Raw genomic sequence first — 23,721 nt, 5'->3', positions numbered from 1 at the left:
CCAAGCAGTCAGCTGCAATGAAGTGTTAATTAAATTTGTCATGCTATAGGTGTTAATAATGCGAAAATATGCTGCAATGGCAGTATTCGGCCTTGCCGTCTTGCTAATGGCCTCTGGCATGTCTGGGGCTTCCCCTACAAATTCATCATGCGTGAATCCAAATACTGTGTCAAGCTTCAACATAGTGGGAGTGAAATGGGGTTATCCCTCGCAACTGAACCAGCAGAACCAATCATCGCAAATAAGTTCCATATCTGCCGGGCCTGGGCAGAAGGATGTGCCTTTGACAATAACCGTAGACAACAATAACAACTGCGAGCTCGTTGACGTGCAGGCAAGCATGCCACTTGTAGGCTATTTCACTGCCCAGAACGGCTCCACTTCATATGCAGTCGACAACATCCAGAGCGTGCAGCCGTATTCCTTCTTCAATGTCGTGTACTACCTCGACATAGCCAACAGCACGCCCGTAGGCCCTAGTGGCGGCACCTATGAAAAGCTCAACCTGTATTGGAACTATACAAACAGCAATGAGGGCTATGAATACAGCACGCAGTTTTTCGTGCCTCTGAAAGGCTCAACAGAGCTTTACCTCAACACCACGCAGCAGCTTACCGCAGGCAAGGTAAATTATATAACGCTTAATGTAAGCAATGAGGGCTCCGGCTACGGATATGCGATAAAGCCTTCGGTTGAAACGACCACTTACGTCAGCCAGGCAGGGCCTGCAACATCGATAGGCACGCTGTTGCCAAATTCTACCGCAACAGTAACTGTTCCGGTTTACGTATCGCCGTCCGCTGCGTCTACGACAGTGCCTGTGACTTTTGATGTGTCATATGTGAATGCGTACGGCTACAACGAGACAATGCCAGTGACTTTTGGGATGTACGCCGTATCGCCTCCGAATAAGGTGTCGATAGGGCTTTCATCGAACGAGATAACAATAGGGCAGCTGCAGAACGATTCGCTGTACATAATAAACAACGACAGCTCAAACATATCCAATGTTTCCTTGCAGCTGACGGCCACGTCGCCATTGACGATAATAGGCAGCGACGGCTATTACTCAATAGGCTCTATAGGGCCAATGAAAAGCTTTTCAGTGCCGGTTAGCCTGTACATCACATCTTCCACAAACGTTGCAACCCTGGATGCGCAGCTAAGCTATGTGCTCAACGGCCAGCCGTATTCCGTAAGCAGGTCACTGAGCCTTCTGTCGCCAGGTTACGTGAACATAACAAATACAGGTACAACGCAGCTTCCGGACGTAGCTACCCCTGGTTCTGTCGTTTCGCTTACTGGCACGCTGCTCAATACGGGCTCAATACCGGCAAGCGCCGTTACGCTTATAACCCATTCGACCAATGGCGTAGAAGTGCTTGGGCAGAACTCCACATTTCTTGGGAGCATAGGCACGTATTCGCCGACAGCATTCACAATAAGCGTTACGCTTAGCAGGAGCATAAAGCCCGGCGCATATGAAATTCCAGTAACTGTTGCATACATAAACAACCTTAACCAGAAGGAGAGCGCGCTTTTGGAGCTGCCTCTCGCGGTTTCTGCTGCAAATTCGACGGCCTTTACTGCTGGCGGGTATCCCATCGCAGCAAAGTACAGGCACGGCAGCAGCACGCTGCTTTACGTAATCGCGATAATCGTTGTACTTGCAGTCATTGGCGGATTGTTCTATAGGCGCAAGCATCATGCAAAAAGAACAAGGCAGGCAAAATAGCAGGCGCAGCCGATGAACCCTAAAGACGTGATAAAACTCAGCATACAGGGAATGTCACAGCGCAAGCTGAGAACGGGCCTGACGGTACTTACTGTAATGATCGGCGTAGCAACAATAATCGCTCTCATATCGCTTGTAGCTGGAGTCACTGCCAGCATAACGCAGTCATTAGACACCATAGGCCCGACCACAATATACATGTCAGCTTCAGGGCCAGATGGGATTTTCACAAACGCCCAGATAAGCGAGATAGAGTCGCTGCCCAACGTAAGCTCAGTAATACCAATGCTCAGGTTCAGTGCCAACATAACCACCAGCACAGGCTCGAGCTCTGCGACAGTCTTGGGCATAGAGAATTCCAGCCTAGGCTCAGTTTTGGGCAAGCTCGATTTTGCTTCTGGGTCATTGTACTCGGATTCCGGGCTTAGCCAGGCAGACCTGGGCTACAGCATAGTGAATCCGACTTCTGGCACGCCCCCAAGCATAGAGCTCGACCAGCCGCTATACCTTTCAGGCATAAGGACTTCTACCGGAGTGAAAACAGTTCCAATAGTCCCGACGGGCGTTCTTGGGGAATACGGGACGTCGTTTTTCGTAGACCCTGATACAAGCATATTTATGCCCCTTACGCAGGCAGAGGGCATTATTGACAAATATTCATACAATGTCCTTGTAATAAAGGCAACAAGCCTAAATTCCACGTCTGCGCTTTCTACGCTCCTGAGCGACATATTCGGCAACAGCGCAATCATATTGTCCGTCCAGAGCATCACTTCAACGGTATCATCCATAACTGGCACGCTGAGCCTGCTTCTGGGCTCGATAGGCGGGATCTCGCTTATAGTTGCAGGGATAGGCATACTCAGCATAATGATGGTCTCGGTATCTGAAAGGACAAAGGAAATAGGAATATTGAAGTCGATAGGCTTCAAGCAGCGCGACGTAATGCTGCTGTTCCTTTCGGAGGCGATGATGATCGGCGTCATAGGAGGCATGGTTGGCATGGCTGCAGGTGCTGCCGGTTCTTACGTTCTGCCTGCAGTTCTTTCTTCGCACAGCTCAAGCTTTTCAGGATCTTCAGCCCCAACCGCAGCCCGCAGCGGCTTCGCTGCACACAGATCATTTGGAAGTGCGTCTGGCGGTTTTAGCGCTGGCGGTTCCGGCCTCAGCTCATCATCTTCTTCGGTGAGCTTTTCGCCTGTGATAACCATCCAGACTTTGCTGCTTGCATTTGGGATAGCAATACTGATAAGCGTTGCCGCAGGGCTTTATCCTGCGTGGAAAGCCTCGAAGGTCGACCCGATAATTGCGTTGAGGAGCGAATAACGGCTCAAAAGGCATTAATAGGTATGCAACAAATCCTTACCGGGATTCATGCAGTTGTATATAGCGGTTTTTGATTTTGAGGGCATGCTGGTTGACCCGCAGCCGGCAGCAGACTACATAAGCAAAGAAGCAGCAAGGCTTTTTTCCGAAAACGGCCTAAAAATAACGAGAAAAGATTTTGAGAAGGAGCTGGAAAAGGCCATCAACAGCACCGATTCCGCCGCAGCAGACGCTCGCTCCTACCACGCTAAGCTTTTCAGCAGGCTGCACATCCCGATTTCGCTCCTTGGCAGCTATGAAAGGATATGCGAGAAGTCTTACAGCCATTATTCCATGGTAGAGCAGAACGAGAGGATCGCCCTTCAAAAGGTGAAAAGGCTAGGGTTCTACATGGCAGTCCTAACAAATACGATGCATTCGCACAGCGACATCGAAGCCATACTGCGCCAGACTGGCCTTGATGGAATATTCGACATGGTCTTCGTGCCAAGCGAGACAGGATATGCCAAGCCAGACATCGGAGCTTACAGGGCCGTGCTAGACTATTACAAGGCCGAGCCGGAGAATGCAGTATTCATAGCTAGCCAAAAATATGAGATTGATGGCGCAAAGCTTGCAGGCATGCTTACGGTATCGTACGGCACAAAGTTCAAAAGCAGTGATTATGCAGTGCAGAACTTCCAGGAGCTGATGGAGCTGCTCAGAAGCATAAAGAGGCAGCATCAATAGGCATGCAGGACTGGCGTGCGTGTGAAAAATGCTGTAGTTGCCTACACACTTAAAAGCAAAACAAATAAAAAAAACTTTATGCATAATTTGCTGCATCGTTTTTAAACTTAGAAGCAGGTGTAAACCCATGAACGGAGAAACTAAAAAAATAAAGATAGCCGCATTTGCCGGAAGCCTTAGGCGCGACTCGTACAACAAGGCGTTGGTAAACACGGCGAAGCGCGTGGCCCCTGAAAACGTTGAAGTAGAGATACTTGACATATCGCAGATACCGCTGTACAACCAGGACGAAGAGGCAAAAATGCCTGAATCGGTTAAAAAGTTCAAGCAGAAGATAAAAGAAGCGGATGCTGTGCTCATAGCAACCCCGGAATACAACCGCTCAATTCCAGGCGTACTGAAAAACGCAATAGACTGGGCATCGCGCCCATACGGCGACAATTCCTTCGAGGACAAGCCTGTTGCTACCTTCGGAGCCACTGGCGGCTCGCTTGTAGGCACCTCTGCGGCGCAGCTTCACCTTCGCCAGATATTTGCGTTTTTGAACGCGCACCCTCTCGAAAGGCCAATGCTCTTCATCGCAGGCGCATCTGAAAAGATAGCAAACGGCGTCATAATCGAAGAGGCTACAAGCGGCATGATAAAGGAGCTTGTGGAAAGCCTTGCCAAATGGTCGATGCGCTTGCAAGAAGGCAAAAAGGCAATCCAGTAACCGCTATCATGCAACAGTTATGCTGCAAAACCTAGTGGACTGAAGGCTTAAGCCTTGCAATTCCGGACTTTCTGGCTTGCGCGCTTTTAAATGCGTTTATCTCCAATGCCTGGAAAAGGTTGTTGAAGTGCTTCAACGCAACTATATGCGCAAATAGCACGCATGCTAGGATTATCTCCGCGCTTATTGCATAATCGCTCACCGTAAGCATTGTGCTCGCGTATTTGAGATTGTGCAGCGCTAGGAAAGAGCCGACTGCGACCAGCATGTCGAGAAGCACTGAAAAGTATGCCAGCTTGCTGAGCATGTTTTCTATTCTCTTTATCCGCATAATTTCGCTGTAGTACATGAAGGTCGCATATTTTTATCATACAAAAAGGCTAAAAACAAAATGTTTAATCTGGCAATAACGGATGTGCGCCAAAACATGCGCAGCATTGCAAATGATATTAAACCTTGCGAGAGATTATATGACATATATGCATATCAATGCGCCAATGCCTGGCGCATATGCACGGGGGCGAATGAATGGCTGCACAGTTATATTCATATAAAAGCACGCAGGGCATGCATGGAAATTCAGTGCTGGCCTTGATAATAGGGATAATAATAGCTGCGCTGTTTTTTGTGCTGGGGTATTACGCTTCGCTTAGCGCTATTGTAGGCGCAGCGGTTTTCATAGTGGTGCTGCTGATATATCTTGCGCTAAGCGTAAAGGTGCTCCAGGAATGGAAGCGCGCGCCGATACTCACTCTCGGAAAATACAAAGGCACATACGGCCCTGGGCTCTTTTTCATAATACCATTGATACAGAGCATGCCGTATAAATTCGACCTCAGGACATTCTCGACAGTTTTCTCTGCTGAAAAAACGCTTACGCAGGACAACGTCGGCGTGGATGTAGAAGCCATAATGTTCACAAGGATAGAAAACCCTGAGAACACTGCATTGCAGGTAAACGATGTCGACCAATCGGTGTCGCTGGCAGCCCAGACCGCTCTGAGGGACGTGATAGGAAAGGTAAACTTAAGCCAGATGATAGTGGGCAGGAATGAAATAGCTGCAAGCGTGAAGGAATTGATAGACCAAAGGGTCACGCCCTGGGGCGTCAATGTCATATCCGTAGAGATAAGGGACGTGAAGATACCTGACGACCTGCAGGATGCGATGGCCAAGATAGCCATAGCCTCAAGGGAACGCGATGCAAGGGTAATATTGGCTGAATCGGAAAAGCTTGCAGCTGCAAACATGGTCGCAGCAGCCCAAACATACAACTCAAACATCTACGCAATGCAGCTAAGGGCGCTTAACATGCTTTATGAAATAGGCATAAGCGGAAGGAACCATCTTATCTTCATACCGACGGAATCGCGCGGCTTGGGCATACCAACGCCGATCGGCGTCCTAGGGATTGACAAACTGGTTGGAATAGGAGATACTGGAAATGCAGAAGGCAGCAGCACGCCAAATGAGCAGAGCGCCAAGCCGCAGCAGCCTCAGGCGCCAAAGCCCCAGCAAAAGAGCCAGCCTGACATGCAGCAGCCCAAGCAGAAAAAGAAGCAGCAAGCCCAGAAGCAAGGCGACAGCAATATCCCAGAGGGCGCAAAGGTTGGCGAAGGCATGGGCGATTCTTCTGACGAATAGCATTACCAGATGAAGCCCTTGTCAGAGCAGTCCATCTCAGCTCCGCAATTCGGGCATTTGAGGTGGCATGCCTGCATCCTTAACATCGAATGGCCGCACAGCAGGCACTTGTGCTCCTGCTCCATGTCTGCTTTTTCCAATGGCATTCGCGCACCTCGCTGATAAGTAATGCAAGCCAAAATTAATAAACTGAGCGCTGTGAAAAAGCAGGTTGCAGTCATTTGCCGCTTTCGGCGATTATGTCATTCCCTCCATCTTCAGCCATCAGCTTTCCGAGCCTTCTTCCAAGCGCTTCAGGATCGGCTGCCGGGCCGCTAATGCTTTTCTTTATCTGCATCCTGCCGCGCATATCGGATAGGAACCCAGTAATGGCAATCGTGTCATTGCCAGACAAGGCAAGCGCCCCTATAGGCACGTTGCATCCTATTCCAAATACCATTCCAAAAGCACGTTCTGCCTTTGCCTCTGCTTCGGCCTTCGGATCATTTATTCCCTTGGCAATTCTAATGGCATCCTTGTCTGCACTCCTTGCGGTTATCGCTAGCGCGCCCTGGCCTATGGCTGAAACCATCTCTCCAATGCCGAGCTCCCTGCCTTTGATTTCGTAGCCAAGCCTTGCAATTCCCGCTGAAGCTAGTACTAATGCGTCAACCCTTCCGCTTTCCAAAGCTTTCAGCCTTGTATCCACATTCCCGTGCATCTCCTCCACCGCTGCATTTTTCAGAATATTTTTTATTTGTACAGCTCTTCGCATGCTGCTAGTTCCGACTTTTGTAACCGCATTTTCATCAATGCCTTTCCTTATTGCCAGGAAATCGAACGGGCTTGCCCTGTCTGGGACTGCTGCCAGCGCAATGCCCTTGTCGAGTTCGTTTTTCAAGTCCTTTAAGCTGTGGACTGCAATGTCGATTGACCCGTCTAAGAGCGCAGCGTCTATCTCCTTAGTGTATATGTCTTTGTCTGTTGCCTTTTCCTTAGTCCTGTCTATCTTCTCATTCATTGTCTTTATCCTTACCAATTCGCATTCGATTTCCGGATAGGCATAGGCAATCTTTTTTACCACTATATTCGTTTGCGCGATAGAAAGCGCGCTCCCTCTTGTGCCTATAAGTAGCTTTTCCATGCCTTCACTCAAAGACATTATATTTTTCCATCATGCTGCGCAGGTCTATCCCTTCGTCAAGCATTATCCCCTTTTCCATATCCTTTTCGCTTACCTTCAAGTAAGCTGCCTTTAGCCTGCTGATGCGGTCCATAACCTTTTCAAAAAGCATGTTTTTCATTTCTCCGCTGAGGACCCTGCCTTTTCTGTACTCTTCTGCAAGCCCCTCGGCTTCCTTTTTGTCAAGGAAGTAGCTTTTAAGGTAGAAGTAAGCCATGTCAACATCAGGGTTTCCCCCGTGCTTCCTGTGCTCCTCAACGCTGACCTGGCCTCCGCTGAAAGCTGACATGATCTTGCGCTTCACCTCCTTTTCGCTTTCGTTCAGGAATATGCCGTTGTTCCTGGATTTGGACATCTTTTCGCCGTCAAGGCCAGGCATGAATATGGAATGCAAGGCTGCGGGCTTTACCATGCCAAACTTGCCTGCAAGGTCCCTGCAGACCCGCATATGGGAATCCTCGTCAGAGCCTATCGGCACCATAACGTCGTCGTAGCCTATCGTAAGCGGATACGTTATGTGGGCCGACTGCACAACAGGATAGAATTGAAGCCCTATGTTCTGGTCTGCCGTGTAGCCATAGACTGCCTTTACTTCAGACAGCGTTAAACCCCTGGAAAGCCTTATTGCCAAGTTGTAAATGTTTGTGTAGATATGGTCTATTATGAACTTTGTTTTTGAAGGGTCGAAGCCATACGCTATCATGGTCCTTACAAGCATGAACGAATTCTTTATCGCCTCCTCCTGGGTCTTAACCTTTCCTGATACATAGCTCTCATCGTCGGAAATCGGCATGAAAATATTTACCCCGTATTCCCTTTGGAAGAAAAGGTTTGTGTCAAATACAGGTATGTGGCCGAGATGCGGCAGCCCGCTGGCGTTGAAGCCCGATACTATCGCACATTTCTTTTTCCCCTTCAGGCTCGACATATACCTGTCAAAATCCCTGTGCGAATATATCAGGCCGTTTTTAAATGTGTAAAAATCAGGTATCTCGTCAAGGTCTGATATCCTGCCTGCGCCAAACTTCTCTATAAGCCTGATATTGTCAGCGGTCACGCTAGCGATCCCTTCCGTTCCTGCGGCAACGCTTTCCTGGCTTGCCATAATAACCACAATAACGATTATGTTGCAACAGGCTTTTAGCATTTCTCTATTGCCCGAAACAATTATTAATCCCAATCGAGAAGTATTAAGGCCAGGAGCGTTTGCAATACGGTGATGGTATGGAATGGGATGATTTCGACTATTCAAGAACCAAGGAAATGCGGGAAAGGTTCGTACCAATAGATGCTGTGAAGTCCTTTGTAAACTTGAAAAACGGCCAGAGCCTGATAGATGTGGGCGCAGGCGATGGCTCATACGCTATCGCCTTTGCATCAGCCAATCCCGATTCCAAAATAACTGCGCTTGAATCTGGCCGCAACGGCTCGGCTATGATAAAGAAGCAGGTTTCTGCTTCTGGCATAAAGAACATAAAGGTCATAGAAGAGAACGCATGCAATGTACGCGAATACGGTCCCTACGACAAGGTTTTCTTTTCAAATGTTTTTCACGACCTTGAGTGCAGGGACGAGCTGCTCAAGCGCATGTCCGATTCCATGAAAAGCGGCTCGGAAGCCATATTCATAGAGTTCAAAAAGGATGCAGAGTTCGGGCCGCCGGTCCACATTCGCATTTCAGAGCGTGAGCTTGAATCCATGCTAAAGAAAGCCGGGTTCAAGCTTGCGGCTTCAGCAGAGCTTGAAATCCATTATATGCACAAATACGCCCTAAAGAAATGAAGCGCCATCATGCGCGCTTTTTTATCTTTACAACCTTTATCTCGAAGTTGAGGTCCTTTCCGGCAAGCTGTGGATTGAAATCGACTTTTACCGCATTCTCGCCGATGCTCACTATCGTGCCTTCATGTCCGTCTTCTGTCCTGACGCCCATGCCTTCTTTTATGTCTGCTTCGCCAAAATTTTCTGACGGTACGTTTACCACCAGCTCGCTTCGCCTTTCGCCATAAGCTTCTGCTGCCTTTATGGCTATCTTTTTGGTCTCGTTAAGCTTCATTCCAATCACTCCCTCGTCGAACCCCTTTATGAGTTCGCCTGAGCCTACAGTAAAGCCCAATGGCTCATTACCCACGTTTGAGTCAAACACGGTTCCATCGTCAAGCGTGCCTGTGTAAAAAACCTCTATTGTGTCGCCCTTCTCTACTATTTGCTCTTTTGCGTTTGGCATAAAATCACATGCTTATTAATTCGGGAGCCTGTTTAAAGCTTTCTATAAATGCGATTTAGCTCTCTCTAAAAAATTTAGCTTCATAAAAGATCTTCGGCAAGCTTATATACAATGCGCAGCATGCAAACCGCACAGGTTATAAACCAGTAAGTAAAAAAACACTACAATGATAGAGATAAAAAAGCTTGAAAAAACATATGCCGATGGCAACCATGCGCTCAAGGGCATTAGCTTTGACATCGACAAAAGGCTGACTACGGTAATAGGCAGGAACGGCGCGGGAAAGACCACACTAATGAGGATACTCTCAACCCAGTTGCTGCAGAGCTCAGGCACAGTAAGGATAGACGGCCTTGACAACATAGCCGACGCAAAGGAGATAAGGAAAAGGATAGTGAGCATACCGCAGGAGGCAAGCCCGATAGGATACCTTACTCCGATGGAGCACCTTAAGATGTACCTGTGCGCCAGGGGAATGTCGCTTGGAGATTCCACCATAGAAGCTTCCAGAGCGCTGAGGGAGCTTGAGCTCTGGCATGCAAGGGACACTCCCGCAGACATGCTCAGCGGAGGCATGAAGCGCAAGATATTCGTAGCCATGGCGCTTGCGGCAAACGCAGATACGATCTTCCTAGACGAACCTACTACCGGACTGGACCCTCTTTCAAGGATAGAGGTGTGGTCAGCCATAAAGATGCTGAGGGGCAACATAGTGCTTACCACCCATTATATGGAAGAGGCCGCTGAGCTTTCCGAAGATGTCATAATGGTCGAATCCGGTAAGGTGCTGGCAAGGGGCACAGAAAGCTCGCTTCTAAAGCGCTTCAAGGGAATGGTCAGGGCAGAGACAACTTCAAAAGGCGCAAAGTCAAAGTACGTCATAGGCAATACAAGGATAACGTACATAAAGCTCTCGGAAGCCGAGAAATACGCAAAGGAAGGCTATGCAATAAAGCCCATAACGCTTGACGACCTTTTCATAATGCAGGGTGTTGACATTGAATCTTAAATTCATAGGAACGTTCACTTGGTACTACGGGATAAGGTCCATAAAGAGGGGCCCGTCATACATAATATCCTCGATACTTTACCCTCTAGTATTCCTGTTCCTGATTACGATATTCTCTGCAGGCAAATACATTGACTACGCAGTCATAGGCGGCTTCATATCCATAGTATCGATGAACGCCATATACAGCGGAAGCGACATGGCATTCCAAAGGTTGCAGCTCAGGACGCAGGATCTCTTCGTTGCGACTGGCATAGGCCCTGCGGATTACATGCTGGCAATGGGCCTAAGCTATCTGGCATCATCGCTCCCTGGTCTTGCGGTGTATGCCGTGATAGGCGCGCTATTGGGCATATTCGGAGTAGCGAGCACCCTTGCATTTATAGTGCTTCTTTTGGCTGTGCTTCTGGGCACGATGGCAATTTCGTTCACCATATTCGGATTCATAAAGCACGTAAGGAACATCTGGGGCATAGCCGGCATAGTAAGCATACTGCTCACTGTGCTCCCACCGACGTTTTATCCATACACGATACTTCCGAAGGCGCTGCTATACGTATTCATGATATCTCCGATAACTTCTGTTGCAATGCTTGCGCAGGGCTCATTCGGGCTTGCGCCAATGGCATACTACGCCATACCGGTGCTTATAATAGAGATAATAATATTCTCGCTTATAGGGATAAAGCTAATGCGCTGGAGGGAAAAATAAGCATGCAGATGCACCAGCAAATGTGCTGGCATTCAAAGATCCTGTACGTCAGCGCTTTCCTTTATGAACGTGCCATTCTCAAGCTCCTCGTAAGCCTTTACCAGCTCCTGCCTGTAGTTCATGACTATGGGCCCGTACCAAGCAATGGGCTCATTAAGGGGCTTCCCTGAGATCAGCATGAACTTTGCAGCTTCCCTCCCTGTGCTTACAGCTACGGAGTCGCCGCTGCGCTTGTAAATTGCAGCTGAGCCCTCTTCTATATCTGCGTCTTTTCCAACGTTCAGGCTGCCTTTGAGCACGTAAGCTATGGCAGTATGGCCTTCCGGGACGTCCTGCACGAATTGCGAATCTTTCTTCATGTCGACTACATAATAGCTTATTGGTATGGATAGGTCGCTTATCGGCCCTATGGCATCGGCACGCCTGCCTGCTATGACTTTTATCCTGTTCCCGTAGCTGTCTGTTACTGTGGGCATGTTTTTGTCCTTTAGGTTCCTGTATTTTGGCGGCGTCATCTTGCGCTCCTTCGGCAGGTTTACCCAGAGCTGCAGCCCGCTGTTGCCATCTTTCTCCACCTGCGGCATCTCCTCGTGGAATATGCCGCTTCCAGCGGTCATCCACTGGAGCTCGCCGCTGCCTATAACTCCAGAAACGCCTGTGCTGTCCCTGTGCTTGACCTTGCCCTCCAATACGTAGGTTACGGTTTCTATGCCCCTATGCGGGTGCCATGGGAAGCCTTTTTCATAGTCCTTCGGGTCCTTGGACCCGAAATTGTCAAGAAGCAGGAACGGGTCTGTGTACCTTGCGGCGTTCTGCCCTCCGAAAATCCTCCTGAGCTTTACCCCAGCGCCATCATAGGAATACTGCCCTTCTATGGTCATTTCCAGCTCTTTTCTCATGATGCCAATATCTGCGTTTTTAATATTTAGCCTTTTCATAAAATCGTTTTTATACGTTTACAAAATCCGCAAGCAAAAAGTGAAGAGTTGCGGTAACGCTAATATTCTTTAGGCTCAAAATCTACAGTATAAGATTGACGCTTTGATGATTTGCTTGGGATTGGGCTTAATAATAACGATAATAATCATAGCTTTCGACTTCCTGATATCAATGTGGGATGCCTATGCCGGGGGCTACAGCCTGGGAATGATGAAGAAAAACGGGGATCCTTCAAAGTTCAGGAAGGTATCCGCTTATGCTGCGGTTGGCCTGGGGCTCGTTGGCGCGACATACGTGATGGCAATAGTCATAGGCTTCATAGCTTATTATCTGGCTTACATATCGCTCTCAACCCTGGAATTCGTCCTGAGCTTTGACTTCATATTCCTTGGAATTCTGATAATAGGATTCGGCTTCATAATAACAATACAGTCTATAATAATAGCGGCCAAGCGCAGGAGTGTGTGGAGCATACTCATAGCACTTTACAATTCTTTTGCAATCGCTTTTGATATCTACATATACGTTACTTCTTTCAGGGAATCCCTAAGCGTGATAAGGCGCACAGGCAGGAGAAGCCAGGGCAATGGCCTCATGATAGTGCTATTGGCCGCGTTGATAGCCGCCATAATGGTGCATGCCGCTTACAAGCACGGGTACAAGAAAGCTTTAGGATCCACAGCACAGCAAAGTTCCAGGGGCGGAAGGGGCTTCAGGAGCACTGGCATGGTGGAGGGAAAAGGCTGATGATTTCGGTATGTCCACATGCCGAACGTTATAAATATAAGAACAAGACATAGCCGAAACGTGGTTTAGATGGCGTTTACAGATATCGATTACGAGCTTGAGATATCGAAGATGAGCGTTAAGTATTCGAAGCTCGTGGACGATCTGTGGTCGCAGCTTAAAAGCGGCGACGAAACGTACGCAAGCGCTGAACGCCGTGCACTGTCGGAAGGCAGGAAATTCGGAACTAGAGAAAAAGCATCCTATTTAATCTACTCCTCGGAAACCATGAAGCACCCTGAATTGAGCTTATACCGCAACCTTGTGGAAGAAGGCTGCTTCTGGCATGCCCTAGATAGGGAGGAGGATCTTGAATACCTTTTTTCAACTGAAGAAATGCAGACTGCAAAAAAGCTCGTGATCGAAACTGCTGCTAGGGCAGACAGATACAAGAAAAACGGTTTTTCGGCTCCAGGTTACTCACACCCGTTCTTTACCGTCCTGCAAATGCACTACGAAGGCAAACTCCGCGACGTGATTAATGAAGACCTTCTCGCAAAAATAACAACAAGGGCTTTTTGGGAAATTATGGACTATGAGCCGCCTCTTTCACAGAGTTACATAAACAGTATGCGGAATTTTTCCAGCTACTTTCGCGTTTATCTGGACCTTTCAAGCACTGGAGAGGTATTTGAAGGCAGTCGTAGAGTTAGCGGCTACAAATGGGTTTCATCTGGCTACATTGCTGCTTTCGAGAAGGCAGAACCAAAACTGGACTTTGTCAATGCGTCAAAACTCGCGCTTCCGATAATCCTATTCGAGCTAGAGCGCCACATAACGGCGAATAACGAACCGTGGAACTACTACCGGGACGAAGAGGAATATCTTTCGACAGTGGAAATAAACGGAAGTTATGTGGTCAGGGAAAAGTACAAAAAATACCTGAAAGATGCGGAGGTGCAATGCGCATTGAAAGAAATGGCAAAAAAATATCTTGGCCTCGTCCTAGACGACGACGGTAATATTCCAGTAGCTGAAATGCTTCCGAATGTGCTAAACCTAATAAGCTGGCGCTCGGATGAGGAAAAGAAGAACTTCGTAAGCCGAAACGTACCTAAGGTAAGTGGATTTAGGGATGCGGAATTCTTGATCTACGCCGCGGATTTTCCTATTGACTATTTCACAAGTGAGCGCGCCTCGGAGCTTAAAACGCTTTTGAGGGATGGCATCCCTAAAATGGCAGTAAACACCGAATCCAAGGGAAAAAACCGCAGATAATTTACAAATGTCAATGCATACTACCAAGCATATTAAATATCTTATAAATGGATAAACGAGTGTGATATGCATGAAAGTGGCAATACCTTGCAATAAGGAAAAGATGCTTGTTCCATTGGACCAGGCAGAGCTCATAGTGCTCTACAATGACGAGGATAAGAGCATAGTCGAGAACGAGAACCCTGGATACGGCAGCAAGGAGGCTACGATGTCCATGGTCCTGAGGGAAGCTCCTGACGTAATAGCAGTAAAGGAAGGCGTAATGTGCCCCGGCTCTTACATGATGTCGCAGGGAAGCATAAAGTATGCGCTTGTAAAGAGCGACAGCGCCAGCGACATAATAGCGAACAAGGAGTACGAGGACGCAAAGGAAGAGCTCGCAGAAGAGATATTTGCGGAGAACGATTAATCGTTCTCTTTTTCATCCTATTCTCCTATTTTTGGTTTTTATGCTATTGGCAACATCTGTACGAAAGCGATAAATATAGCTTAATGCATAGATATAGCGGTGCCTATTGTGACAATCCCAAAAAAGCTTGAGCCAGGGGATAAGATAGCAGTTATAGCTCCTTCAAGGAGCCTGTCCCTGATAAGCAGCGAAACGCAGCAATACGCCATCAATAGCCTTAGAAGGCTTGGCCTTGAGGTCGAAATAGCCAAGCATGCAGCAGAAATCGACGAATTTTCTTCATCTTCGGTAAAATCAAGGATCGAAGATTTGGAATGGGCTTTTTCCAGCAAGAATATAGAGGGAATACTTACTGTAATAGGGGGCTTCAACAGCAATGAAATGCTTAGCTACATAGATTTTGGTCTTATAAGAAAAAATCCAAAGCCATTGTGCGGCTTTTCCGATGCAACAATACTAAACAATTCAATATTTGCAAAAGCAGGGCTAGTTACTTACTACGGTCCACACTTCTCCACTTTCGGCATGCTGAAGGGAAACGAATATACAATCGAATATTTCAAAAAATGCCTGATGTCAAAAGAGCCATATGATATCGTCCAATCAAAGGAATGGAGCGACGACTCATGGTATAAGGACCAAGAGAACAGGAAATTCCTTAGGAATGAGGGTTGCAGGGCCATAAATTCCGGCTCTGCTGAAGGCACCGTGCTAGGAGGCAACCTCTGCACCTTCAATCTGCTGCAAGGGACCGAGTACATGCCAAACCTTAAAGATTCAATATTATTTCTGGAGGACGACGATGAAACCACTCCGGCAAACTTTGCAAGGGACTTGCAGTCCGTAATACATCAGCCAGGGTTTGAAGGCGTAAAAGGCATAGTAATAGGGAGGTTCCAGCTCAAAACCCAAATGAGCGATGCTCTCTTAAGGAAAATAATAAAGACCAAGAAAGAGCTTGATGGCATACCAATCATAAGCAATGCAGACTTTGGGCACACAACGCCTATTGCAACGTTCCCGATAGGCGGCACAGCCAAGATAAGGGCTGATGAAGACGGCGTTTCAATAACCATAAAAGAGCATTAGCAACGCATGCCGATCCTACTGATTGCGTCAATGCCCCGCCCAAACCTGAATCCCGGAATGCTATCCTTGCATTCGTCTTTTGTCAATAGCTATTGTTATCTTTAAATAACCTATATTCAAACAATAAGCGGTCTGAGGATTGACCTATTGCAGCTTTCATTGCTGCAATGAACTATAAGGTCTGCAGTTAAATGTAAAAAGGTCTTAAAATGGAGGCAGTAGAAAAAACAGACTATAACACTGTGGTGGCTGAAGCCTACCCAACAATTCCTATAATATTCGTATCAAGTTCCAGGGACAACAGGCTGCCTTTGCATAACTCGATGGGCCTTTCTGTAACGGACAAGAACAACGAGACCAGAGTTGAGACTGAAATTACGCTCACTGAATCTGGGAAAATAGACAGATTTCTTCTCAACGGCGAGAAACTGCCTGAGGAGCGCCTTGCTTCGATGAATGAAGTGTTGGAATTCTTTATAAGGGAGACTGGCAAAAGTTACGGGGTATCTGCGGAATCGAATAATTACAAGGTGTTTTCAGGGAGCAGCGATGCAGGGGCCGCAGCTTACGTAAAAGGGCTCAACGAACTCTTTAATGCAAAACTCCAGACAGGGCAGATAGCGATGCTTGCAAACTCGATATCCGAATCTGCAATAAGGGCGGTATATGGAGGGCTGAATACACTTGTTGTGGAAGGCCCAGGAGCACCGTATGGAAAGCAGCTTGCCTCCGAAGAAGATTTGAAGGACATAAGGATATTTGCCATGGGTTTTGAATATGACTCCAGGCTTTCCGCCGCTGAGATTTTCCAGCTCACCAGAAGCAACCCATTCTACGAATACAGGCTGAAGATGCTGCCGCAATGGGAAGCAAAAATAAAGCTTGGACTTTTGAGAAAGGACTGGAACATGGTATTTTCAAATGCTGAAGACAACTGCTCAAACGCGCATTATCTAATAGAGAGTTCCGGCGCAAGGGCAAGGAAAAAGGAAATGATGAATGCAGTTATAGACGTGGAAGAGATAAGGGCGTCAGGCCTTCCGGTATATTGGACTGCTGGAGGCGGAAAAATAATAAACGCCTTCTCATGGGAGCCTTATGGCGATAAAGTGCTTGAGGCATTAAAAGAAAGGGGCCAAAAGCCGATCGAGTATAAGGTAGCTCCAGCCGCAAGGATAAAATCTAAAAGCTGAAAAATCAAGTTGTGGTCCCGTGCAGAGAAATAAAATAATATTCATAGGCGGAGTTCCAGGGGTTGGGAAAACCAGCATATCCGGAATGCTGGCTAGGGAATTTGGCATAGACATAATGCTTTCTACCGATTACCTGAGGGAGTTTGTAAGGCCGTTGGTAAAGGATGAGGACGCACGCGATATACTTTCAGTTAGCGTATACGAAGCATGGAGAAAGTTCGGAGAAAAGAGCAATGAAAATATCATAAAAGGCTATCTCAAGCAATCTGATTACATATGCGGCGGAATAAATGCTGCAATAGAAAGGGCAGTGAAAAATGGCGAAAACCTCATAATAGAATCCCTGTACTTCAACGGGCCATTGGCCGAAACCATAAAGCAGAAGGGGGTCTGTGCGGCGTACATCTACATTTCGGATTTTGCTACGCATACAAAGAGGCTGAACGAGCGACAGCTGTACACCCATTTCAATTCCCCGGGGCAGAGGCTTTCTGCACAGCTTGATGTCTATGGCGCAATAATGGAATATTCAACTGATTTAGCAAGGGAAAAAGGCATAGACACATTCGACAATCTTGATTTTCAAGAAACCGCAAAAAAGATAATAGATTCTGTGGGGAGATTCTATGGAAATGACAAAATCTGATATCCTGAAGCTCTCGCAGCTCGGCAGGGAGGTGCATTCCAAGCTTGACAAAAAGGGCATGTTCAAAGAGGTCAAAAAGCACGAAAAGGGCTTGGAAGAAGGCAGGATAACAAACGGCACAGGATATCCGATAATTGGCATAGAAAAATTCCTTGGCTATTACGATAGCAGCATGAACATAGCGTATAATCCATCGATATCGCTCACCACAGATTTCAGCATGGCAGAGGCTTTCTGCCAGTATCTGCGCAGCGGCAAGGATGAGGTGGTGCTTGACGGAATTTCAAGCGACAAGTACACAAAAAGGATGGAAAAGGCCCTGGGCTTTTTCAAGAAGGAAAACAGAATAAGCGGCTCGTTCAGGTTCTACATAGCAAGGAAGAAAAGGTATAAGGATGCCAAGGGGCTCGGAGAGTCGGCTTCTGTTGCATCGGCAGCTTCAGAAGCTCTGGTAAAATGCGTTTACGGAGAAGAAGCTTCAAAAGACAGGAGGCTTGTTTCTATGTATGCAAGGCTGGTTTCGGGTTCAGGCACAAGGTCTTCTTCAGGGGGCGTTTCGATGTGGCTGTCTTATCCAGGCATAAAAAGCAGCCAATGCTATGCAGAGCGGCTGAATGAAAAGCAAAATAATATTAACTTTTTTGCAATTCCTGAGAAATCAAAAATAGAAACGATAGGCGCACACGACGCCGCAAAGAAATCCGATTTTTACAAGCATTGGGTATTTGGCAAATTTTCTAGATTTCTCGACGAGGTTGAATTCTCTGGCATAGATCAGCTGCTGGAAGCAGCTGAGAGGGACACGTTCAGGCTAGATGCAGTACTAATGTCAGGAGGAATGTTCGTGCATAATGACAGGAGCCTGCAAAGGATCAAGAAATTCATGGATTTCAAGGAAACTGATAATCGCGTGTTCATGAGCGCAGATACAGGGCCTAGCCTGGTGTTCTTTTCCAGGAGCGCAAAAGCACTGGCCTCTCTGAAGAAATTTTTGGGAGAGGAAGTGTTACAAGGAAGCATACCAAGGCCTGCCTCATCGGCCAGAAGCTTGCAGTTGCCCAGGGAAGCTTCGGCCTTTTTCGAGTCTTGACTTCAAAGCTCTTCAAATAATAATCAGGATGGCAATAAAACTAAAAGCCATAGAATAAACTTGCGAGTTTCCCTATCAAAATCAAAATAACCTATTTATATGTTAGTATTGAATAGTGGAATAAAATGAGAGGGTTTTAAAATGGCAGGCATGAAGCTTAAGTCGGGTTCTCTTGGTTTCTGGGGTCTTGTATTTTACGCAGTTAGCGTAATATTTCCTGCGGGTGCGTTCGCGGTTACAGGCGTTACGGCAATGACATATGCGGGTAAAACAGCGCCGCTTGCTTTCTTGATAGGCGGGGCTACGCTTTTCCTTGCGATAATAGCAATATACATATTCAGTTCCAAGGTTTCGAACGCAGGAGGCTACTACAAATACGTTGAATCCAGCGTCCACAACAAATACCTTTCAAAAAGCATGGGGCTCTACCAGCTCTTCTGGGTAATAGGAGACATGATAGCTGCCAGCATAATAGTGGGATGGTTCCTCTGGACCGGGCTCGTGACTCTTACCGGCTATTCGCTGCCGTTGATTGCCGTACTTCTTATAGCATTCATAACCCCAATAATATACCTGCTCGTAGGATTCTTCTCAATAAAAGTGAGCCAGAAGCTCGCCCTTATATTCGGAATAATACAGATAGCGTTCTTCCTGCTTCTGGCAATAGCCCTAATAGTCAAGGCTCCGTACAACGGAGCGCAGTACTTCAACATAGGAAACTCTACCAATGGTCTTTACGGGTTCTTCCTGGCTATGGTAGTAGGCGCATTCCTGGCATATGGCGGCTACGGCTCGATAGTGTCATTCGGAGAAGAGGCCAAGCTCCCCAAGCATACGCTGAAGAAGGCAATAGTAACCGCATTGCTCATAATGGTTGCTTTTGATACTTTCGTAGTGTATGCACTCGAAGCTGCTTCGGGCCCCAACCTTGGGACGGCATTGCAGTTCTTCGCACCTGGGCTTTACCTTACGAAGGCCTACTTCGGGATAGCGTTGACGCTAATAGCGTTCGCGATAGTTGAGATAGCCCAGCTAATGTCCCCTGTGCTGTTCGGAAACAGCGCAGCCAGGACGATATTTGCCTTGTCAAGGGACGGGCTTCTTCCAAAATCCCTTACAAAAGTGCATCCAAAATATGGCAGCCCATACATGTCGGTTTTTGCCGTATTTGCGGTCGTTGTAATAGGCGTCATCGTGACTATGGTTCCACTTGTGGCATTATACGGCGAGTCGAACGGCCTGTTTGACTCGTTTGTAATATGGGGAACCGCAATAACGATATTCACCCTGATATACCACATAGCCACAAACGAATCGCTGCCAATAATGATGCACAGGCTGAAGCACATGAACATAGTGAGCCACATTGTGGCTCCGACACTTGGCTCGATTATAATGGCTGTGGCGATATACTATTCGCTGCAGGGACTCACCGGACCGCTTGAGGCAGTGCTGGTAATGATTCCCGCATGGATAATAATATCTCTTGCAGTGATATATGTAAGGCGCGATAAGGTGAAAATGGAGCCGCTGCTTACGAAGGCACATCCTACTGACAGCATAAGGTAAGTGAAATGGTAGTGCCGGAGTTCAGAGGCTTTCCTTTCATCGTCACCGGCACAGACCGCTTTTACGTAGTGGCTGGAAGCAGGAAGTATCTAGATTTCTCAGGCTCAGCAATGACAACTGGCTACGATTTCCTGGATAAAGAGGATTTTATATCGCCAGTAAGCACCTTGGTATTCAGGAGCGCATGGAACGAAAGGCTTACAAAAAGGCTAAAGCTCGTTTCAGGGAAGGGCAATGTCGTATACTGCACCTCTGGAACCGAAGCGTGCGAGACTGCGCTTTCAAGATATAAAAAACCGATAATTGCATTGGAGAACGCGTACCATGGGAAGGGATATCTAACATATAGGGCTTCGAACGGCACAGGGATAGACGCAAAAAACAGGATTGTGCACCTAAGGGTTCCACAGGATTCTTTGGAAGACGATAATGTGCAAAGCCTTAACGAAGACCTGATCAGGAAGGCGTCTAAATCGTTTGAGGTTGACGGCTCTACAATTATATTTGAGCTTGTCCAGTCCGACGGCGGTGTAAATGTCCTATCCGACGATTTTATAAGCGGCTTGAAAAAGATTGCATCTGCGCACCATATGCACGTGGCAATAGACGAAGTGTATACCGGCATGGGAAGGAGCGGTGAGGTGCTGCTATCAGTAAAAAAGGGATTGAAGCCAGAGATGATATGCATCGGCAAAGGCATGGCTGCAGGGCTGCCCCTGTCAGCAGTCCTGTATGATGGCGATTGGAATATATCCTACAACGGCGCTTTCGGCATGCAGTCCGGAAACATGCTATGTTCAAGGGCTGCCGTTAAAACAATTGACGGCCTTACAGAGAAAAGGCTTTCTTTCGTTAGGAGAAAGGGCAGGGAGATAGTAAAACGCTTGGGCTCAATAACCAACGAGAAAATAAAGTCCGTAAGGGGGATAGGCTTTATGATAGGAGTTGAACTTACAAAGTCAGGCAAGCCTTTGACTGATTATTCATACGAGCTAAGATCAGAGCTCCTGAAGAAAGGCGTAGTATGCTCGCTGGTAGGTGCGAAAAGCAATATAATAAAGATAACTCCTCCTCCATATATAGAAGAAAGGATATTGGACGAGGGAATAGATAAGATTGCGGAAGTATTGGGCGAATAGCATGAATAATACTAAAAAGATCCTAAAATGTGCGTTTTCGATAGGGGACGTCAAGGTAAAAGGTGCATCGCTATACAGGGTCAGCGCTCCTATGATCGAGCCTTTCTCGATATCTCTGGGCACGCAGTATGACTTTGACGGCCTTTTCGTAGAGCTTGATGGAGAATCAGAAAAGGGCTATGGCGAATGCAGCACCATACCCGAAATAACAGGCGAGTATACTGGTGCAGCCATGGAAACAGCGCAGAGTATAATTCTATCCATAAACGGCAAGGCTTATGAGAGCCTTGAAGACTTTTCGGAGAGCATTACAAAGATAATACACGGGAGCAATGCAGTAAAGAATGCAATAGAGATGGCTGCCCATGACCTGTACGCAAGATCCAATTCTATCCATGTTACCAAGCTGCTTGGAGGCTCAATGAAGCCTGCAGAGACCAGCGTGACAATAACGCTCGGCAGCGTTAATGATGCATTAAAGCAATTGGAATCGATACAGAAGAAGAAGCCGAAGGACATAAAGATGAAGATAGGTGTTGACGCCAATCTCGACATGGCCAGAATAAGAGCGGTGTCGGAAAGGCTCAAAGGCGAAAAATTTTATGTCGATGCAAACCAGGGATATTCGTTGCAGGATGCCATAAAGGTCGGCAAGGTGCTTAACGACGTAGGTGCTGCATTCTTCGAACAGCCTATGGACTACAGGGACCTTAGAAAAATGGCATATTTGCGAAAACAAACCGGAATCCCGATAATGCTTGACGAAAGCATAGTCAGCCCAAGAAGCGTAATAGATGCAATAATGGCTGATGCTGCTGATTACGTAAACGTAAAGCTGACAAAAAGCGGAGGCATTAGGCAGGCGCTCAAGACGCTTTTCACTGCACAGGCATATGGGATAAAGGCCATGGTCGGATGCATGATAGAAAGCAAGCTCGGGATAGCAGCAAGCCTTGCGGTTGCACTCTCTTCAAAAAACGTAATGTTCTACGACCTTGACGGATTCCAGTTCTTGAAGGAGCAGCCATTCGAGTCAGGCATAGAATACAAAAACGGCATGAATACGCTTACGGAAGGCAAAGGCATAGCGTGCGTACGCAAGTTTTAGGCTATATTGCGTTATTATTCCAGCGATAAAATGCCATGGATTCTAATAAGAAGCGTCGACAAGCACTTATACAAAATGGCCATGAAAATGAATGACGGCTATTCAATTACTGTGAAAAGCTTCAAGAAAGACAGGATTGTTACAATAAAAAGAGCAGGAAACAATTTTGAAATATATGAAGACGGCTTTAAAAAAGAGAGGTTAACTGTCGATGAAAATGCGCTCAAAAAGGCGATAAAGGATATTATCGATTTCGAATACCCAAAATCCCACGAATTGATGGTGACAGAACAATCAGCAAAGCCTTAAATCCCGCAGGAGACAATATTCTATCGTGATTTATTATATGTGCGTGGTATTATGGTGCATGAAAAAGCAATAACTGGGAATACGTTGTTATATTGCATAATTGGCATGCCCGCCCATCATTCGCTCTCTCCTACAATACACAACGCGATGTACAAAAAGCTCGGAATGGATGCCGTTTTCCTGGCGTTTGACGTGGCTCCTGAAGAGCTCAAGGCAGCAATATACGGGATGAAGGCATATGGCATAAGGGGAATGACGCTTACTAGTCCGCACAAGCAGGAGGTCATGAAATACATGGACCACATAGACCCGCTTGCGAAAGAGCTCGGGGCAGTAAATGGAATAGTGATAAAAAACGACAAGTTTTATGGCTACAATACCGATGAGCCAGGCTCAATCATGTCCCTGGAAAAGCACGGATTGGACATAGAGGCAGGCTGTGCTTTGTTCGGGGCAGGAGGAGCAGCAAGAGCTATAGCGTTCGGCCTTGCTCATAAAGGCGTAAAATCCTTGCACATAATAAACAGGACCTTGGAGCATGCGGAAGAGCTTAAATCCGACCTGCAGAAGCACTTTCCGAAGATGAATATAGAAACCGCAAAGCTTGGATCCGAAAGGGCCGAGATTGCAATAAAGAACTCAAAGTACATATTTAACGCTACGAATATTACCCTGGAAAACAGCAAAAACACGCCTGTTCCTGCAAAGCTCCTTAGAAAGGACATGGTGGTTTTCGACGCGAACTATGTTCCTTTGAACAATAAGTTCTTGTCTGACGCAAAAAGGAAGGGATGCATAACAATAAACGGTTTGGAACTATTGGTTTACAATCAGGCAGTAGCGTTCAAGCTTTTTACAGGAAGAGAGCCCGATATAAAAACGATGATGGAGGCGGCAAATAGGGCAGCACATTAACGTAAGAATCAATGGCTATCTCATTTTTAAAAGGCAAACTATTGTTTGCAATCGA

Annotated in this window: 26 protein-coding genes; 20 read left to right on the top strand and 6 right to left on the bottom strand. The window is 47.0% G+C overall.

Annotated features, from left to right (window positions below; all coding sequences use genetic code 11):
- Positions 1–58: 58 nt before the first annotated feature.
- From M1125_00415 to M1125_00400, 4 genes are all read left to right on the top strand, one after another.
- Positions 59–1,735, top strand: coding sequence for a hypothetical protein (locus tag M1125_00415; GenBank protein ID MCL5404293.1), 1,677 nt, complete (start codon positions 59–61; stop codon positions 1,733–1,735).
- A gap of 12 nt (positions 1,736–1,747) precedes the next feature.
- The gene (locus M1125_00410) at positions 1,748–3,061 is read left to right on the top strand and encodes an ABC transporter permease (GenBank protein MCL5404292.1); all 1,314 of its coding nucleotides are present in this window, start codon (positions 1,748–1,750) and stop codon (positions 3,059–3,061) included.
- Positions 3,062–3,109: 48 nt separating this feature from the next.
- Positions 3,110–3,790: an HAD family hydrolase gene (locus tag M1125_00405; GenBank protein MCL5404291.1), complete on the top strand. Its 681-nt coding sequence runs from the start codon at positions 3,110–3,112 to the stop codon at positions 3,788–3,790.
- A 127-nt stretch (positions 3,791–3,917) separates the two neighbouring features.
- Positions 3,918–4,502 carry an NAD(P)H-dependent oxidoreductase gene (locus tag M1125_00400; GenBank protein ID MCL5404290.1) on the top strand — a complete coding sequence of 195 codons (585 nt, stop codon included), beginning with the start codon at positions 3,918–3,920 and terminating at the stop codon, positions 4,500–4,502.
- A gap of 31 nt (positions 4,503–4,533) precedes the next feature.
- Here M1125_00400 and M1125_00395 read toward each other — a convergent pair whose 3' ends face one another.
- A complete protein-coding gene (locus M1125_00395) occupies positions 4,534–4,833 on the bottom strand; it encodes a hypothetical protein (protein ID MCL5404289.1) in 300 nt (99 codons plus the stop codon).
- 197 nt (positions 4,834–5,030) lie between these two features.
- Here M1125_00395 and M1125_00390 point away from each other — a divergent pair, with 197 nt between their 5' ends.
- Positions 5,031–6,146 carry an SPFH domain-containing protein gene (locus tag M1125_00390; GenBank protein MCL5404288.1) on the top strand — a complete coding sequence of 372 codons (1,116 nt, stop codon included), beginning with the start codon at positions 5,031–5,033 and terminating at the stop codon, positions 6,144–6,146.
- A gap of 2 nt (positions 6,147–6,148) precedes the next feature.
- Here the strand turns inward: M1125_00390 and M1125_00385 are convergent, their stop codons facing one another.
- From M1125_00385 to trpS, 3 genes are all read right to left on the bottom strand, one after another.
- Positions 6,149–6,292, bottom strand: a complete 144-nt coding sequence (locus M1125_00385) for a hypothetical protein (protein MCL5404287.1) — start codon at positions 6,290–6,292, stop codon at positions 6,149–6,151.
- A 71-nt stretch (positions 6,293–6,363) separates the two neighbouring features.
- Entirely contained in the window at positions 6,364–7,269 is a 906-nt protein-coding gene (gene hemC, locus M1125_00380; GenBank protein ID MCL5404286.1) for a hydroxymethylbilane synthase, read from the bottom strand.
- A gap of 4 nt (positions 7,270–7,273) precedes the next feature.
- Positions 7,274–8,413, bottom strand: coding sequence for a tryptophan--tRNA ligase (gene trpS, locus M1125_00375; GenBank protein ID MCL5404285.1), 1,140 nt, complete (start codon positions 8,411–8,413; stop codon positions 7,274–7,276).
- Positions 8,414–8,532: 119 nt separating this feature from the next.
- On the opposite strand from trpS, the gene M1125_00370 reads away from it, so the two are divergent.
- Positions 8,533–9,090, top strand: coding sequence for a class I SAM-dependent methyltransferase (locus tag M1125_00370; GenBank protein ID MCL5404284.1), 558 nt, complete (start codon positions 8,533–8,535; stop codon positions 9,088–9,090).
- A 7-nt stretch (positions 9,091–9,097) separates the two neighbouring features.
- On the opposite strand, the gene M1125_00365 is transcribed toward M1125_00370, so the two are convergent.
- Positions 9,098–9,535, bottom strand: a complete 438-nt coding sequence (locus M1125_00365; GenBank protein ID MCL5404283.1) for an FKBP-type peptidyl-prolyl cis-trans isomerase — start codon at positions 9,533–9,535, stop codon at positions 9,098–9,100.
- A gap of 166 nt (positions 9,536–9,701) precedes the next feature.
- Here M1125_00365 and M1125_00360 point away from each other — a divergent pair, with 166 nt between their 5' ends.
- The gene (locus tag M1125_00360) at positions 9,702–10,544 is read left to right on the top strand and encodes an ABC transporter ATP-binding protein (protein ID MCL5404282.1); all 843 of its coding nucleotides are present in this window, start codon (positions 9,702–9,704) and stop codon (positions 10,542–10,544) included.
- Positions 10,534–11,256, top strand: coding sequence for an ABC transporter permease (locus M1125_00355; GenBank protein ID MCL5404281.1), 723 nt, complete (start codon positions 10,534–10,536; stop codon positions 11,254–11,256). The genes M1125_00360 and M1125_00355 overlap by 11 nt, the downstream gene beginning before the upstream one ends.
- 32 nt (positions 11,257–11,288) lie before the next feature.
- Here M1125_00355 and M1125_00350 read toward each other — a convergent pair whose 3' ends face one another.
- Positions 11,289–12,155: a pirin family protein gene (locus M1125_00350; GenBank protein MCL5404280.1), complete on the bottom strand. Its 867-nt coding sequence runs from the start codon at positions 12,153–12,155 to the stop codon at positions 11,289–11,291.
- Between the two features lie 154 nt (positions 12,156–12,309).
- On the opposite strand from M1125_00350, the gene M1125_00345 reads away from it, so the two are divergent.
- The 12 genes from M1125_00345 (at position 12,310) to M1125_00290 (ending at position 23,666) form a co-directional block, all read left to right on the top strand.
- Entirely contained in the window at positions 12,310–12,942 is a 633-nt protein-coding gene (locus tag M1125_00345) for a hypothetical protein (protein ID MCL5404279.1), read from the top strand.
- Positions 12,943–13,011: 69 nt separating this feature from the next.
- Positions 13,012–14,199, top strand: coding sequence for a hypothetical protein (locus M1125_00340; protein ID MCL5404278.1), 1,188 nt, complete (start codon positions 13,012–13,014; stop codon positions 14,197–14,199).
- A gap of 70 nt (positions 14,200–14,269) precedes the next feature.
- Positions 14,270–14,608 (top strand): hypothetical protein, encoded by a 339-nt coding sequence (locus M1125_00335; GenBank protein MCL5404277.1) that lies wholly within the window; start codon positions 14,270–14,272, stop codon positions 14,606–14,608.
- Between the two features lie 108 nt (positions 14,609–14,716).
- Entirely contained in the window at positions 14,717–15,697 is a 981-nt protein-coding gene (locus tag M1125_00330) for an LD-carboxypeptidase (GenBank protein ID MCL5404276.1), read from the top strand.
- Between the two features lie 209 nt (positions 15,698–15,906).
- Positions 15,907–16,890 (top strand): hypothetical protein, encoded by a 984-nt coding sequence (locus M1125_00325; protein ID MCL5404275.1) that lies wholly within the window; start codon positions 15,907–15,909, stop codon positions 16,888–16,890.
- Positions 16,891–16,909: 19 nt separating this feature from the next.
- Positions 16,910–17,536 (top strand): 2-phosphoglycerate kinase, encoded by a 627-nt coding sequence (locus tag M1125_00320; GenBank protein ID MCL5404274.1) that lies wholly within the window; start codon positions 16,910–16,912, stop codon positions 17,534–17,536.
- The gene (locus M1125_00315; protein ID MCL5404273.1) at positions 17,517–18,626 is read left to right on the top strand and encodes a mevalonate pyrophosphate decarboxylase; all 1,110 of its coding nucleotides are present in this window, start codon (positions 17,517–17,519) and stop codon (positions 18,624–18,626) included. Before M1125_00320 ends, M1125_00315 begins: the two co-directional genes overlap by 20 nt.
- A gap of 141 nt (positions 18,627–18,767) precedes the next feature.
- A complete protein-coding gene (locus tag M1125_00310) occupies positions 18,768–20,195 on the top strand; it encodes an APC family permease (protein ID MCL5404272.1) in 1,428 nt (475 codons plus the stop codon).
- A gap of 5 nt (positions 20,196–20,200) precedes the next feature.
- Positions 20,201–21,334 carry an aminotransferase class III-fold pyridoxal phosphate-dependent enzyme gene (locus M1125_00305; GenBank protein ID MCL5404271.1) on the top strand — a complete coding sequence of 378 codons (1,134 nt, stop codon included), beginning with the start codon at positions 20,201–20,203 and terminating at the stop codon, positions 21,332–21,334.
- Position 21,335: 1 nt separating this feature from the next.
- Positions 21,336–22,442 carry a dipeptide epimerase gene (locus M1125_00300; protein ID MCL5404270.1) on the top strand — a complete coding sequence of 369 codons (1,107 nt, stop codon included), beginning with the start codon at positions 21,336–21,338 and terminating at the stop codon, positions 22,440–22,442.
- Positions 22,443–22,472: 30 nt separating this feature from the next.
- Positions 22,473–22,751: a hypothetical protein gene (locus tag M1125_00295; protein MCL5404269.1), complete on the top strand. Its 279-nt coding sequence runs from the start codon at positions 22,473–22,475 to the stop codon at positions 22,749–22,751.
- Between the two features lie 51 nt (positions 22,752–22,802).
- Positions 22,803–23,666: a shikimate dehydrogenase gene (locus tag M1125_00290; GenBank protein ID MCL5404268.1), complete on the top strand. Its 864-nt coding sequence runs from the start codon at positions 22,803–22,805 to the stop codon at positions 23,664–23,666.
- Positions 23,667–23,721 lie beyond the last annotated feature (55 nt).

This window comes from Candidatus Marsarchaeota archaeon (genome assembly GCA_023485295.1).
Taxonomy (GTDB): Archaea; Micrarchaeota; Micrarchaeia; order Micrarchaeales; family Micrarchaeaceae; genus Micrarchaeum_A.
The sequence above is the reverse complement of the archived record's forward strand: the minus strand, read 5'-3'. Positions and strand labels throughout refer to the sequence as shown.

Coding starts and splice junctions, on each gene's coding strand:
- M1125_00410 (MCL5404292.1), top strand. CDS start 1,748: ATGAACCCTAAAGACGTGATAAAACTCAGCATACAGGGAATGTCACAG.
- M1125_00365 (MCL5404283.1), bottom strand. CDS start 9,535: ATGCCAAACGCAAAAGAGCAAATAGTAGAGAAGGGCGACACAATAGAG.
- M1125_00400 (MCL5404290.1), top strand. CDS start 3,918: ATGAACGGAGAAACTAAAAAAATAAAGATAGCCGCATTTGCCGGAAGC.
- M1125_00370 (MCL5404284.1), top strand. CDS start 8,533: ATGGAATGGGATGATTTCGACTATTCAAGAACCAAGGAAATGCGGGAA.
- M1125_00385 (MCL5404287.1), bottom strand. CDS start 6,292: ATGCCATTGGAAAAAGCAGACATGGAGCAGGAGCACAAGTGCCTGCTG.
- M1125_00390 (MCL5404288.1), top strand. CDS start 5,031: ATGGCTGCACAGTTATATTCATATAAAAGCACGCAGGGCATGCATGGA.
- hemC (MCL5404286.1), bottom strand. CDS start 7,269: ATGGAAAAGCTACTTATAGGCACAAGAGGGAGCGCGCTTTCTATCGCG.
- M1125_00405 (MCL5404291.1), top strand. CDS start 3,110: ATGCAGTTGTATATAGCGGTTTTTGATTTTGAGGGCATGCTGGTTGAC.
- M1125_00310 (MCL5404272.1), top strand. CDS start 18,768: ATGGCAGGCATGAAGCTTAAGTCGGGTTCTCTTGGTTTCTGGGGTCTT.
- M1125_00295 (MCL5404269.1), top strand. CDS start 22,473: ATGCCATGGATTCTAATAAGAAGCGTCGACAAGCACTTATACAAAATG.
- M1125_00350 (MCL5404280.1), bottom strand. CDS start 12,155: ATGAGAAAAGAGCTGGAAATGACCATAGAAGGGCAGTATTCCTATGAT.
- M1125_00360 (MCL5404282.1), top strand. CDS start 9,702: ATGATAGAGATAAAAAAGCTTGAAAAAACATATGCCGATGGCAACCAT.
- M1125_00335 (MCL5404277.1), top strand. CDS start 14,270: ATGAAAGTGGCAATACCTTGCAATAAGGAAAAGATGCTTGTTCCATTG.
- M1125_00315 (MCL5404273.1), top strand. CDS start 17,517: ATGGAAATGACAAAATCTGATATCCTGAAGCTCTCGCAGCTCGGCAGG.
- M1125_00395 (MCL5404289.1), bottom strand. CDS start 4,833: ATGCGGATAAAGAGAATAGAAAACATGCTCAGCAAGCTGGCATACTTT.
- M1125_00415 (MCL5404293.1), top strand. CDS start 59: ATGCGAAAATATGCTGCAATGGCAGTATTCGGCCTTGCCGTCTTGCTA.
- trpS (MCL5404285.1), bottom strand. CDS start 8,413: ATGGCAAGCCAGGAAAGCGTTGCCGCAGGAACGGAAGGGATCGCTAGC.
- M1125_00325 (MCL5404275.1), top strand. CDS start 15,907: ATGGAGGCAGTAGAAAAAACAGACTATAACACTGTGGTGGCTGAAGCC.
- M1125_00300 (MCL5404270.1), top strand. CDS start 21,336: ATGAATAATACTAAAAAGATCCTAAAATGTGCGTTTTCGATAGGGGAC.
- M1125_00290 (MCL5404268.1), top strand. CDS start 22,803: ATGGTGCATGAAAAAGCAATAACTGGGAATACGTTGTTATATTGCATA.
- M1125_00340 (MCL5404278.1), top strand. CDS start 13,012: ATGGCGTTTACAGATATCGATTACGAGCTTGAGATATCGAAGATGAGC.
- M1125_00305 (MCL5404271.1), top strand. CDS start 20,201: ATGGTAGTGCCGGAGTTCAGAGGCTTTCCTTTCATCGTCACCGGCACA.